This window comes from Orenia sp., assembly GCF_055140805.1.
The window spans coordinates 1-13482 of sequence record NZ_JBSQYM010000147.1; the positions used below are offsets into that span (position 1 = coordinate 1).

General features: G+C 34.6%; 10 protein-coding genes. 4 read left to right on the forward strand and 6 right to left on the reverse strand.

Annotated features, from left to right (window positions below; genetic code table 11):
• Positions 1-214 precede the first annotated feature (214 nt).
• The 3 genes from ACTCDL_RS12735 (at position 215) to ACTCDL_RS12745 (ending at position 4428) form a co-directional block, all read left to right on the forward strand.
• Positions 215-643 carry a flavodoxin gene (locus ACTCDL_RS12735; protein WP_463177265.1) on the forward strand — a complete coding sequence of 143 codons (429 nt, stop codon included), beginning with the start codon at positions 215-217 and terminating at the stop codon, positions 641-643.
• A gap of 28 nt (positions 644-671) precedes the next feature.
• Positions 672-1247, forward strand: coding sequence for a DUF3793 family protein (locus ACTCDL_RS12740; protein WP_463177268.1), 576 nt, complete (start codon positions 672-674; stop codon positions 1245-1247).
• 439 nt (positions 1248-1686) lie between these two features.
• The gene (locus tag ACTCDL_RS12745; RefSeq protein WP_463177271.1) at positions 1687-4428 is read left to right on the forward strand and encodes a heavy metal translocating P-type ATPase; all 2742 of its coding nucleotides are present in this window, start codon (positions 1687-1689) and stop codon (positions 4426-4428) included.
• 74 nt (positions 4429-4502) lie between these two features.
• On the opposite strand, the gene ACTCDL_RS12750 is transcribed toward ACTCDL_RS12745, so the two are convergent.
• From ACTCDL_RS12750 to ACTCDL_RS12770, 5 genes are all read right to left on the reverse strand, one after another.
• Entirely contained in the window at positions 4503-5414 is a 912-nt protein-coding gene (locus tag ACTCDL_RS12750) for a chemotaxis protein (RefSeq protein WP_463177274.1), read from the reverse strand.
• A gap of 666 nt (positions 5415-6080) precedes the next feature.
• Positions 6081-6995 (reverse strand): cysteine synthase A, encoded by a 915-nt coding sequence (cysK, locus tag ACTCDL_RS12755; RefSeq protein ID WP_463177277.1) that lies wholly within the window; start codon positions 6993-6995, stop codon positions 6081-6083.
• A 112-nt stretch (positions 6996-7107) separates the two neighbouring features.
• The gene (locus ACTCDL_RS12760; RefSeq protein ID WP_463177280.1) at positions 7108-8109 is read right to left on the reverse strand and encodes an aliphatic sulfonate ABC transporter substrate-binding protein; all 1002 of its coding nucleotides are present in this window, start codon (positions 8107-8109) and stop codon (positions 7108-7110) included.
• A gap of 112 nt (positions 8110-8221) precedes the next feature.
• Positions 8222-8980, reverse strand: coding sequence for an ABC transporter permease (locus ACTCDL_RS12765; protein ID WP_463177284.1), 759 nt, complete (start codon positions 8978-8980; stop codon positions 8222-8224).
• Positions 8913-9752: an ABC transporter ATP-binding protein gene (locus ACTCDL_RS12770; RefSeq protein ID WP_463177287.1), complete on the reverse strand. Its 840-nt coding sequence runs from the start codon at positions 9750-9752 to the stop codon at positions 8913-8915. The genes ACTCDL_RS12765 and ACTCDL_RS12770 overlap by 68 nt, the downstream gene beginning before the upstream one ends.
• 392 nt (positions 9753-10144) lie before the next feature.
• Here ACTCDL_RS12770 and ACTCDL_RS12775 point away from each other — a divergent pair, with 392 nt between their 5' ends.
• Entirely contained in the window at positions 10145-10846 is a 702-nt protein-coding gene (locus ACTCDL_RS12775; protein WP_463177290.1) for a pirin family protein, read from the forward strand.
• A 96-nt stretch (positions 10847-10942) separates the two neighbouring features.
• Here the strand turns inward: ACTCDL_RS12775 and ACTCDL_RS12780 are convergent, their stop codons facing one another.
• A complete protein-coding gene (locus ACTCDL_RS12780; RefSeq protein ID WP_463177293.1) occupies positions 10943-12835 on the reverse strand; it encodes a methyl-accepting chemotaxis protein in 1893 nt (630 codons plus the stop codon).
• Between the last annotated feature and the right edge of the window lie 647 nt (positions 12836-13482).

The following is a 13482-nucleotide window of genomic DNA, read 5'->3' on the forward strand; positions in this document are numbered from 1 at the left end:
ATGTGTATAAGAGACAGGTTTAAAGGTGATTGTTAGATTCTCTTTTTTAAGAAAATTCTTAGTTATCATTCAAAATGATATTGACATTCATTTACATGGATGATATTATAAAAACAGATATTGAAAATCGTTTTCAATATCTGTTTTTATAATATTACATAATAATAGTACAGAGATTAAATAAAATCAAAAAATTGAAGAGGAGAGATTAATTATGGAGAGAGCGATTATTGTTTATGGCTCAACTATGGGAAATACAGAGGATTTAGCAACTAAGGTAGAAGAGATACTAAGCACTAGTTACGAGACTACTGTTGAAAATGTTATAGATGTAAATGTAGGAGTATTAGAAGACTTTGACCTAATTGTATTTGGTTCATCTACTTGGGGAGCGGGAGAATTACAAGATGATTTTTATGATTTTTATGACAATTTAGAGCAAGTTGATTTATCAACAAAGAAAGCTGCCGTTTTTGGACCAGGAGATACAGCTTATGGTGAGATGTTCTGCCAAGCGGTAGATATATTAGAAGAGAAGTTAGAGCAAAGAGGTGCTAAGTTAGTTCAATCAGGTTTTAAATGGGATGGGGAAATAACGGTTGAAGCTGAAACTTTAATTAAAGAGTGGGCTAGAGCACTATAAGATTTAGATTTAAGGGGGAGCTATGAAGATGTTAAATCATAATTGTAAAGTTAATTTTAGAGATTGTATTAGATGTGTATTAAAGAATATTGGAGCAACGATTATGGGGGCAAAGCCAGCTGAATTAAGAAATATTAGGTTTAATAACCCTGAATTTTGGAGTAGGTGTAAAAGTACAATTTTAGCTTATGATGAAATTAAAATGATAGAGTTGAAGCAAAAGATTGGTCGTAAACAGGTTCTATTTTATCATGAATCTGCTTTAGACCAACAATTGAGCAAGCCAGAAGTTCTAGAATTTTTAAAGAATCATGGATACCCCCAAAATTATAATTTGAAATCATATCTACAATTTTTGGTTAAAAGGTTAAAAAGTGATGATTTTCCCCATGAAATCGGTATCTTTTTTGGATATCCTCTTAAAGATGTTTTAGGGTTTATGGGATACTCTAATTTAGAGATGACATATAGTAAGGAATGGAAGATTTATGGAGATAAAGCTAGTTCTTTGTTGCAATTAAAGAAGTTTGAGATGGCTAGAGAATATTTTAATCAGAGGCTAGATAGGATTGAAGAGGTTGAACGATTACACAATGTGGTATAAATTAAAACAGAGGAGGCTAATATTAGCCTCCTCTGTTTTAATTTAAGCTAATTATTAAATTCCTTAATAGTTAAAATTCAAAGCTATTTGTTTATATAGATTTGTGAATCTAGAATAAAATTTAACTATGACGTTATATAGGTGTATTGAGACAGTTTTAAAATTAGCGTGAGTGGGTGTGTGAGTGTGAGTAAACCCCAATAAAAAGAAGTTTTACACGCACTCACACTCATAGCTCACACTCGACACGAAAGTGTCGCACTCTCTCTATTTTATCTAACTCTAAATCTTAAATAGGTGTTATTATATAATATTCTCTCTGCTCTTGACAGTTAGGCTTAAATATGATACTCTTATAACCAAGAGATACCCACAGGGGGTATTAATAAAAAATACTTTCTTAGTAATAAGGAAATAATGAATATAAGGAGGGGTAAGAATGTCAGAGGGGAAAGCATTGCAGACAGAGACAATTAAGGTTACAGGGATGAGTTGTGCTAGTTGTTCAGCTGCAGTAGAGAAGAATGTAAATAAAGTAGCTGGTGTCAAAGAAGCAAATGTCAATTTTGCTACTGAAAAGTTAAATGTAGAATTTGATGCTTCAGCTTCTACATTAGATGATATTAAAGCAGCAATTAAAGATGCTGGTTATGGTGTTGAAGATGAGGTTGAATTAAGAGAGATAAATGTACCTATTGGTGGCATGACTTGTGCCAGTTGTGCTGCTGCTGTAGAGAAAGAGGTTAAGAAGTTAGAAGGAATCGAAGATGTTAATGTTAACTTTGCCACAGAGAAGGCACTGGTTAAGTATAATCCCCACCAGACTAGGATTTCAGAGATTAAAAATGCCATTACTAAGGCTGGATATGAGCCTCTAGAGATAGAGGCAAGTGAGCGAGTAGATGCCGATAAGGAAAGGAAGAATAAAGAGATAGAAACTTTGTGGAAAAAGTTTATCATAGCTACTATCTTTTCAATTCCATTGTTATATATTGCCATGGGGCATATGCTAGGTTTGCCACTGCCAGAGTTTGTAGAGCCAACAGTACATCCTTTGAACTTTGCTCTGGTACAGCTAATTTTAACTATTCCAGTGATGGTAGCAGGTTATAAGTTCTATACTGTCGGTTTTAAATCTTTGTTTAGAGGGCATCCTAATATGGATTCGCTGATAGCTATTGGTACTTCGGCAGCCGTTCTTTACGGTATTTATGCTGTCTTTAGAATAGCCAGTGGAGATACAAGCTATGCTATGAGTCTATACTTTGAAAGTGCAGGGGTTATTATTGCTCTAATTCTATTAGGCAAGTACTTAGAAGCCGTCTCTAAAGGAAAGACTTCAGAAGCGATTAAGAAGCTAATGGATTTGCAAGCTAAAACTGCTACAGTTGTCCATGATGGTGAAGAGATGACGATTCCTATTGAAGAGGTAGAGGTAGGAGATATTATCTTGGTTAAACCAGGAGAGAAGATCCCCGTAGATGGTACTATCGTTGAAGGGCATACTGCTGTTGATGAATCGATGTTAACTGGAGAGAGTATACCTGTAGAGAAGAAGGTTGGTGATAAGGTAATTGGGGCGGGACTTAATAAGAATGGAAGGATTAAATTTAAGGCCACTAAAGTTGGAAAGGATACAGCCTTAGCTCAGATTATCAGGTTAGTAGAAGAAGCTCAAGGATCTAAAGCACCAATTGCTAAGATGGCGGATATAATTGCTGGCTATTTTGTTCCTGTAGTAATTGGAATTGCTATTTTAGCAGGAGTTGCTTGGTACTTGGCAGGAGCAGGGGCAGTCTTTTCTTTGACTATCTTTATCTCAGTTTTGGTAATTGCATGTCCTTGTGCCTTAGGACTGGCAACACCAACAGCGATTATGGTAGGTACAGGTAAAGGGGCAGAGAATGGAGTCTTAATTAAAGGAGGAGTTCCTCTAGAGACTACTCACCAAATAGAGACTATTGTCTTTGATAAGACAGGAACTATTACTGAAGGAAAGCCCAAGGTTACCGATGTGCTAACTGTCAATGAATATTCTAAAGAAGAGATATTAGCATTAGCAGGTTCAGCAGAAAAGGGTTCTGAACACCCCCTAGGTGAGGCTATTGTTAAAGGTGCCCAAGAAGTAGGGGTAGAGTTTCAGAATCTTGATAACTTTATGGCGATACCAGGTCATGGAATTGAGGTAGAGATAGAAGATAAGACTATTCTACTTGGAAATAGAAAGTTAATGGATGATAAAAATATAAAGATAACCTTGCAAGAGGATTCTGATAGATTAGCCAATGAGGGTAAAACTCCGATGTTTATGGCAATCGATGGAGAGTTAGCTGGAATTATTGCCGTTGCTGATACAGTTAAGAAGAGTAGTGCAACAGCAGTTAAGACCCTTCATCAGATGGGGATTGAAGTGGCAATGATTACAGGTGATAATCAGCGTACAGCCAATGCTATTGCTAAAGAAGTTGGGATTGATATAGTTAGAGCTGAGGTCTTGCCAGAGGATAAAGCCAGTGAGGTCAAGAAGCTACAGGGTAGTGGTAAGAAGGTAGCAATGGTTGGTGATGGTATCAATGATGCACCAGCTTTGGCACAGGCAGATGTAGGCTTAGCAATCGGTTCTGGGACCGATGTAGCAATGGAGAGTGCGGATATAGTCTTGATGAAGGATGATATCATGGATGTAGTGACAGCCATCCAATTAAGTAAGGCAACAATCAGAAACATTAAACAGAATCTCTTCTGGGCCTTTGCTTATAATAGTGCAGGGATTCCAATTGCTGCTGGACTATTACATCTTTTTGGAGGACCATTACTCAATCCAATGATTGCAGCAGCAGCAATGTCAATGAGTTCAGTATCAGTATTGACAAATGCTTTAAGGTTGAAAAAATTTGAGCCTAAGCATAAAGTTACTACTGTTCAAGATAATAAAGATAAAGAAGCTAATAATTTTAAGGAGGAGAAGTCTATGAAAAAGATTATCAGAATTGAAGGAATGAGTTGTGGACATTGTTCAGGGCGTGTACAAAAAGAGCTAGAGGCAATTGCTGAGGTAAAATCAGCTGATGTGAGTGCTGATGAGAATAGAGCTATCGTTGAGCTGTCTGCAGAGGTAGCTGATGCTAAGTTGACAGCAGCAGTTGAAGAGGCAGGATATGAAGTAGTAGGAATTGAATAGATAGAATTAATAAGAGGAAGGGATATCCCTTCCTCTTATTAATTGATAGATATTAATTTAATCAATAGTCTTTATTATAAGATTAAATCATCTAAAATATTTATTAGGTTTTCAATCTCTGGTTTACTAATCTGTTCATCTACTCCAACAGCATCTCCCTTATGCCTTAGATCTTCAGTGATTAAGGAGGAGAAAATTAATGTAGGAATCTCTCTTAAGGTCTTATCATTTTTGATATTTTTAACAAGAGTATGTCCATCCATTTTAGGCATCTCTATATCGGTTATAATTCCTTGGATGTAATAAGAGACATCTTTTTCTTTATCCTTAAGTTCTTGTAAATAATTTAAGAGCTGTTGCCCATCATTAAAAACTCTTAAAGTCTCATAGCCAGCTTCATAGAGTGTCTTTTTCAAAATTTCTCGAATAGTTGGTGAATCATCAGCGATGGCTAAAGTAACATTTCTTCTCTTCTCTTTTAAGGTCTTATCAACTTCATAATTACTTATGTTCATTGCCATATCAGGTTTGATATTTGTGAGTATTGTTTCAAAATCAAGAAAGTTAACTAACTGATCCTCGGATTTGATAATTCCATTGACTAAATTACCCATTAGGTTATTTGGCTCTTGAATATCACTCCATTTCAATCTAGAGATTCCTATTACTTGGTCTACAGCAAAAAGGAGTTTAATGTTATTAAACTCAGTTAAAATCATTAGAAGTTCATTTTCATTCTCGTTGTAACTAATTTCAGGGCTTAAATACTCTCTTAAATCAATTAGGGTAATAACTTCTCCGCGAATATTAGTTATTCCTCTTACTGCTTTTGGTTGTGATGGAAGTGGTTGAATGGATTCCAGTTTGGCTTTTAAAATCTCTTTGACCTTAATTACATTGATAGCATAAAATACTCCTTTAACTTTGAACTTTAATACTTCTAACTCTCCAGTTCCACTTTCTAATAATATGTTGTTATTTTTCATAATTTATCAACTCCATAAAAGTTTATCAATTACATAAGTTTTATATTATATATTCGATAGTTGCATTTATTTACCTTTTTATAATTAAAAATAATTACTATAATTTTAAATTGATTGAGTCTATATTAAGTCTCTAGAAAGATGAATAATATTATTATTTTGTTCTGATATTAAAATATTATTAGAGTATTTTATCTTTTAAAAAAATATCATATATACTTTAATTGGGATGTCAGTCTATTATAATTAACAATATTATCTTCTACTTCATATGATATATTAAATTGAGAGAAAAGGGGGGATAGATAATGGGTGACTATGGTGATAATGAATTATTATGGTTAATTATTTTATTGTTCTTGTTCATGCCTCTTTTTAGCTAGATAGGATTGTATAGCAATAATAGTGGGTTTTTTAGGTAAGTAAATAGATAAATAAATCAAAAGCTGCCTTCAAGGTAGCTTTTTGATTTATAGTTATGTGAATTCAAACTGAAACTTAATGGATATATTGCGATACTTTTTATAAGTGTAAGTTGGTGTGGGAGTGTGAGTGAAATTCAATAGAAAGGCACTTCACACACACTCAAACTACTCACTCACACCGACACGAAAGTATAGCATTATGGCTAAAGTTTATTCTAGATTCACGAACCTATATAGACTTTTAAAATAAGTCTGTACTTAAATATCTCTCTCCTGTGTCAGGAGCCATGGCTAAGATAGTCTTGTTTTTTCCAAGCTCTTTAGCTGCTTGGATAGCAGTCCAGACTGCTGCCCCTGCTGAGGGCCCAACCAAGATTCCTTCCTTAGTAGCCAATAATCTAGCTGTCTCTAAAGCATCTTCATCATCAATTCGATAAACTCGATTATAGATATCTCTATTTAGAGTTTCTGGGATAAATCCAGGACCAGTTCCAGGGATCTTATGACTTCCTGACTGTCCACCAGAGATAACAGGGGAGTTCTCTGATTCTACGATATAGATTTTGAGATCATCTATCTCTTTTTTTAACTCTTCACCAGTACCTGAGACTGTTCCTCCAGTTCCAGCAGTACTGACAAAAAGATCTAACTTAGAATCAAAGGCATTGATTATCTCTCTAGCTGTAGTATGACGATGAGCATTAGGGTTAGCAGGATTAGTAAATTGATTAGGCATAAAAGAGTTTTTCAACTTAGTTAATAACTGCTCTGCCTTTTTTACAGCACCAGTCATTCCTTGATCAGCAGGGGTTAAGATAACCTCAGCACCATAGGCTCTCATCAGAGAGATTCTCTCTTGGGAGGCTGATGCAGGCATTACCAAGACAGCTCGATACCCTTTAACGGCTGCGACCATTGCTAAACCAATTCCAGTATTTCCACTGGTAGGCTCAATAATAGTACCACCTGTTTTGAGAAGACCGTCAATTTCAGCCTGTTTAATCATATTATAGGCAGGGCGAGCCTTTACACTTCTAGTAGGATTGAAATATTCTAGCTTGAGATAAAGATCAGCAACATCTTTAGGGACTATTCTATTTAATTTAACAATAGGGGTGTTACCGATTAAATCTAAGATGTTATTAGCGATTTTCATAATTATCTTCCTTTCCTTTTTATTTCAATTGAGAGGTGTTGTTATCTAAAATTAATTGAGTAGGGACTGGTCGCGACCAGTCCCTACATTATAATGTTATTATTCTTTATCATTATTTAATTGCTTCTAGAAAAGATGTATCAACCAATCCTGTGATATCAGTACTTCCTTTAATAGCACCTAATTCTCCAGAGATATTAGCAAACTCTTGGATGATTTGAGGATCGATATCAGAAGTGAGTTTAGTTCGAGTTAAGGCTCTATCTAAGATATCAATAGCTAGTTCTTGTTTAGTGATTCTCTTAATCTCTTGTTGCATTAGCTTTAAACTTTCTGCTCGATTATTTTTGATAAAGTTGATAGTCTCTTCATTTACTTTTAAGAACTTTTTGACCAATTCAGGATGATTTTCAGCAAATTCATCGGTAGTAGCGATGACAGTAGCTGGCATTTGACCACCCCAAGGCATCTCATCCCAATTTACTAAGATTTTAGCACCAATCTTCTCTTCCATCACAGCAGCCCAAGGTTCTGAGACGGCAGCAGCATCAATCTGCCCTTGCTTAAAGAGTCCCATCATAGTAGCTGGTTTTTGTAAAATGTGTTTGATATTTCCTCCCCGTTTCTCCATCTTCAGCTTGTTATCCCATAAGAATCTTCTTAATAAGAGGTCATGGCTACAAGCAAAGCCAGGAGTAGCAATAGTTTTATTGGCTAAATCAGCAGGGGAGGAGATTTTACTGTCCCCATTAGCTACTAATACATTGCCTCCAACACTGGCACTGGCTAAGACTTTAACCTTTGCACCTTGTAAGTAACGATTTAAGACAGGGCCTGGACCTACATAACCGATATCAACTTGACCAGTCGCCATAGCATCCATAAATAATGAACCCTTTGGAAAGGTTTTAACATTAATCTTGATTCCATCAAATTCTTTTGCAAAACTACCATTAGCTACCCCTACAATTCCTGGAGCATGAGTTAGATTAGGGAAGTAACCGATAGTAATCTCCTTGACCTTAGCCGTTGTATCTGTAGATTTATTTCCACAACCAGTAATCACCAAGATACTGATTAATAAAATTGATATTAATATAGTTTTTTTATTCATTGTTATTTCCTCCTTGTTTAAATTCAGTGACGAGTGAGCAGTAAAGTCTAAAATATTATAAAGCCTTTATCCTTTACTCCTTTACTCGTAACTCATAACTCATAACTCATCACTATCTCTTTACTAGTCCCCAACGCTCTAGAATCTTGTCTTCTAGAGGTTTGAAGATGATTCCATCAGTTAAGCTACCTAAAGTAGCAATAATGATCATAATTGAAATTACCATACTCATATTACCCATCTCTCGCCCCCACATTAGAATCTGTCCTAAGCCATTACCACTACCTAATAGCTCTCCAGCCATCAAAGCACGCCAGCAGAAGGCCCAAGATAGTCTCATTCCAGTAATTAAGTGTGGGATTGCTGCTGGAATAGTGACTTTAAAGAATAGGTTATGGCCTGTAATTCCCATAGTCTTAGCAGCTTTAAGCAAGAGAGGGCGGACATTCTTAATTCCAGTGGAAGCATTAATTACCATATTCCAAGTACCGCCTAAGACTACTACAAAGATAATGGCTGCTTCTCCCATCCCAAACCATAAGATGGCTAAAGGAAGCCAGACAATAGAAGGGACACTTTGTAAAGCCAATACTAAGCTCCCTAAGGTATCCTCCATTAATTTAGAAGAGGCTATAATTAGCCCCAAGACAGTACCAATGATTAAAGCAAGACCATAGCCAATTAATAATCTCTTAAAACTATCTCCTAAAGAGGTGATAAAAGAACCATCGATAATTCCTAAATATAATGTCTCCCCAACCTGTATTGGTGATGGGAAGAGAATTGGTGGCCAGATCTGTAACTTATATATGACTTCCCATATTACGATCAGGATCCCAAGGAAGAGACCCCTCTTCAAAGTGGTATTCATCACCCATTTCCTCCTTCATTACTTTCTCTATCTCTTCTTTTAATACATCTAAAATTCTATTTTCTAGTTCTAATAGATACCCTTTATTTTTACTACGAGGTCTTGCTGCTTTAACTTCAAAGACTTCCTTGATTCTACCTGGTTGTGTACCAAAGACAATGATTCTATCAGATAGTTGTACAGCCTCTCTGATATTATGGGTTACAAAAAGAATCGTCTTTCTTGTCTCTAGCCAAATCTTTTGTAACTCATAATGGAGCATCATTCTGGTCTGTTCATCCAAGGCCCCAAAGGGCTCATCCATCAATAATATCTTCGGATTCATAGCCAATGCTCTAGCAATAGCAGCCCTTTGTCTCATCCCTCCTGATAATTGGTGAGGATAAGATTCCTTAAATTTGCTTAGATGTACCTTTTTTATGTACTTTAATGCAGTTTCATTGATTTCATCCTCTGTTATCTTCTTATTCTTTAAGCCAAATTTAACATTATCTAATACATTAAGCCAAGGAAAGAGTGCCGATTCTTGAAAGACGACCCCTCTATCTGAACCTGGACCTTCAATAGGAGTACCATCGACAAGTATCTCACCAGAGTTTGCTTCTTCTAAGCCAGATACAATATTTAATAGGGTAGACTTTCCACAACCTGAAGGACCCAATAGAGATATAAATTCTCCTTCTTTAATAGTAAAATTTATATTATTAAGTACAGTCAATTGTGAGCCATCTTTTTGTTTGAAGCTTTTATAAATCTCTTTGATTTCAATCATCAACTTACCTCCGTTACATGACTTATTTAATTCCTTGTATTCCGATAGGAATTACTTAGTTTTGTTATAATGATTATATAGGGTATATTTGGTGATGTCAACAGTAAAATAGAATTTTATTTAATTTTGCTATAATTAGTTGTTATATTAATTAGAATTTGAGGTAGTGTCTGTTAATAGGGATATTACGACACTTTTAAAATTAGCGTGAGTGGGTGTGTGAGTGTGAGTAACCCCCAATAAAAAGAAGTTTTACACACACTCACACTCATAGCTCACACTCGACACGAAAGTGTCACAATATCTCTCTATTGTATCAGTTTTATTACAAGTAGCTTAATTAATGAAAATTTACTAAAAGGGATAAATTAATAATAAAGGAGGCGATTAGTGTGATTGAAGTAATTCCATCAAAAAATCGTTACAGAGTTAAAAGAGATTGGATAGAGAGTAATTTGAGTTTTTCATTTGGGGAGTATTGCATCCCTAATAATTATTGTTTTGGAAGCTTATGTGCTTTGAATGATGATATTATAAAAGCAGGGGAAGGCTTTGAAATGCATCCTCATAATAATATAGAAATTGTTACTTATGTTATAGATGGTGTGCTTGGTCATCAAGACAGTCTGGGTAATAATGGTTTGATTGAAGCTGGAGGAGTACAGAGGATAACTGCTGGGACTGGAATAGAACATTTAGAGTATAATTATTCTGATGATGAGGCCGTACACTTTTTACAACTCTGGTTTGAGCCTGAAGTAAAGAATTTAGAGCCTAGCTGGGAAAAGCGAAAGTTTGGCAAAAAGGATCAGTTAAATCGCCTCCTTCCTGTAATTTCAGGCCATGATAAGGAAGGAACTATTAAGATTAACCAAGATATTGACTTATATTTAAGTGTTTTTGAAGCAGGAGAATCGATTACTTATCGCCATGATTGGGGGCGTAAGCTCTATTTATTTGTGATTAAAGGAGAATTGCTTATAAATGAAGATTATAATTTAAGTCGAGGTGATAGTTTAAGAATAAGGGAGGAGTTTGAGTTGAGCATAGGTACCGAAGTAGGTGCTGAGTTTATGCTAATAGATTTGGTTTAGGCTATCTTCGCATAAACTATAATGTTTAAATTTATAAAAATATAGATGATTAAATAAAGAACACCCGCTTGAGAGCTATCAAGTGGGTGTTCTATTTTATAATTTAAATTCTCTGACTAAATCTTGTAACTTCTGTGCCATTGTATTTAATTCTTGTGATGAGTGATTTATTTCATCAGACATACTCTTAATATCATTAGAGGCACTAGCCACACCATCACTATTTTGAGCCAAATTACTAGAAGCTATAGCAGTATGCTCGATTTGAGTAGTGGTCTCTTCTATAGATTTTTCAATCTCCTTAAATACTTTTCCTGTTTTTTGAACAATGTTTTTACCTTCTTTTGCCATTTCTTCAGTCTTTCTTACAGCTTTAATACCTTTGGCTGACCTCTGTTGGGTCTTTTTAACCAGAGTAGCAATATCATCGGTTGCTTTAGCTGTCTCTTCTGCCAAGTCTCTAATCTCATCTGCTACAACTGCAAAACCTCTACCATGTTCTCCTGCTCTAGCTGCTTCAATTGCTGCATTTAAGGCCAGTAAATTTGTCTGTTCTGCTATGTTGGTAATCAGTTCAACTATTTTACCAATCTCTTTAGAGTTATTATCCAATCCAGTAATAATTTCTACGGTATCTTGAATTGATTTATTAATCTCTTCAATACTTTTATTGGTATCACTAATATTATCATTACCTACATTTACTTGAGAATTAACCTGTTGGGAAAGAGAAGCTACCTCCTCTATATTTACTGATATCTGTTGGATCCCAGTTGAAATGCCTTCAATTAAGCTATTGCTATTCTCTATTGTAGCATTTCCCTCTTCAGCAGATGCAGATAACTCTTCACTATAGGCTGATAGGTTCTCTACATCTAATGTTATATTATTGATTATCTCATTAAGGTTTATATTCATCTTATTAAGAGATTGAGCTAAGATACCAAACTCATCATCTCTATCTAATAAATCCTTATCTAAAGATTTAGATAAGTCCTTATCTGCAATATCTTTACTATAGGCTGTTAAGGATTTAAAAGGTTTACTTATATATCTACCTAAGTAAAGACCAACACCAATTAGAATCAATAATGTAAAGACTAGCATAATAATTAAATTATTCCTAACTTTATTTATAGGTCCATAAATAAATTCTTTTGGTACTCTAGTTAGTAGCTTCCAACCATCTGTACCTGGAATTTCAGCAAAATAGGTATAAGTATTAACACCTTCAAAGGTATAATTAACCCTTCCAGAACTATTGTTTAAGATATCATCTGCTACCTCTTTAATACCAGGAATATCCTTTAAATTTCCCTCTAATATAAACTCAGGATTAGGATGGGCAATAGCTTGACCTTCATTAGATACTATAAAAGAATATGAATCTTCATGATTTACCCTAAAATTAGCGATAATTTTATTTAAATTATTCAAATTTAATGTGGCTCCTAACAGCCCACTAAAGATACCTTCAGGATTTTTAATAGAGGTAGCCAAGACTGCAACAGCATTTCCAGTACCTACTGAAATCAATGGTTTAGAGAGTACTGTGTCACCCTTCATTACTTTTGAAAAGTAAGCTCTCCCACTTAAATCATACTCAGTTACATTAGCATCAGCTCCATAGGTGTATCCGGCTTTATTTGTTACAAAAATCTCTTCAAAGATACCTTGATCTTTTTGTAGTCTCTTAGCTACAAAGTAGGCAGCTCTAGGAAATTCACTCTTATCTGCCTCTAAATTCTTCAAAGCTGGGATAGCTGCATAACTCTCTATCTGTCTCTTTCTTTCATTAAACCAGTTCTCTAAGAAAGTAGCATTTCTTTCTACACTCTCAAGTGTATCATTATCAACCAAATTAAAGACCCTAGTGCTTACAATGTGGTTTGAAATCAAAGCAATTAAAACAAAAGCTACTATAGAAACTAATGATAAGGTTAATATTATCCTATTACCTATACTTTTTTTAATATTATTCTTCCTCATTTCAATCCCCCTTGTTAATTTTTCTAAAGCTTGGGTAATGTATCTTGGGAACAAAGTCTCTGGTCTTAATATTATATTAGATAAAAGATTGATTTTACCTGCTAATATTAATAGAAAAAGAAGATAAATACTAATAAATTTATAAAAATATAAAGTTTTTGTCTTTATTTTATAAAAATGATATTATTATTTTTAAATTATGATGAAAATGTTGAGTTTTATATAGTTGTTTGATTATATAGGTTCGTGAATCTAGAATAAAATTTAGCGATAATGCTATATAGGGATAATGGTACACTTTCGTGTCAGGAATCTGGAATCAGTCTGTTTTACTGATAACTGGTTTCTGACTCCTGATTCCTAAAACAGTCCCAATATATCCATTAAGTTTCAGTTTGAATTCACATATTTATACAATAAAATGCTTCAACAATGAACTTTGTGATTAACACTAGTTATAGCTAAAGATACAATTTTAAGAATCTAGAATCAGAAAGCTCTGAATTATGCTGATTCCAGATTCCTGACAACCGATTTTTTATATTTCATTCATACGCGTTAACTTAAGCCGAATTTTGACAATTAGTCAATGGAATAGTATATTCCATCAATCTGTCTAAAGTTGTTTTTCGCTTACGTTTCTCATA

What these genes read in the sequence shown, in the direction of transcription:
- ACTCDL_RS12735 (WP_463177265.1), top strand. Translation starts at nt 215, where the DNA reads ATGGAGAGAGCGATTATTGTTTATGGCTCAACTATGGGAAATACAGAG.
- ACTCDL_RS12740 (WP_463177268.1), top strand. Translation starts at nt 672, where the DNA reads ATGTTAAATCATAATTGTAAAGTTAATTTTAGAGATTGTATTAGATGT.
- ACTCDL_RS12745 (WP_463177271.1), top strand. Translation starts at nt 1,687, where the DNA reads ATGTCAGAGGGGAAAGCATTGCAGACAGAGACAATTAAGGTTACAGGG.
- ACTCDL_RS12750 (WP_463177274.1), bottom strand. Translation starts at nt 5,414, where the DNA reads ATGAAAAATAACAACATATTATTAGAAAGTGGAACTGGAGAGTTAGAA.
- cysK (WP_463177277.1), bottom strand. Translation starts at nt 6,995, where the DNA reads ATGAAAATCGCTAATAACATCTTAGATTTAATCGGTAACACCCCTATT.
- ACTCDL_RS12760 (WP_463177280.1), bottom strand. Translation starts at nt 8,109, where the DNA reads ATGAATAAAAAAACTATATTAATATCAATTTTATTAATCAGTATCTTG.
- ACTCDL_RS12765 (WP_463177284.1), bottom strand. Translation starts at nt 8,980, where the DNA reads ATGAATACCACTTTGAAGAGGGGTCTCTTCCTTGGGATCCTGATCGTA.
- ACTCDL_RS12770 (WP_463177287.1), bottom strand. Translation starts at nt 9,752, where the DNA reads ATGATTGAAATCAAAGAGATTTATAAAAGCTTCAAACAAAAAGATGGC.
- ACTCDL_RS12780 (WP_463177293.1), bottom strand. Translation starts at nt 12,835, where the DNA reads ATGAGGAAGAATAATATTAAAAAAAGTATAGGTAATAGGATAATATTA.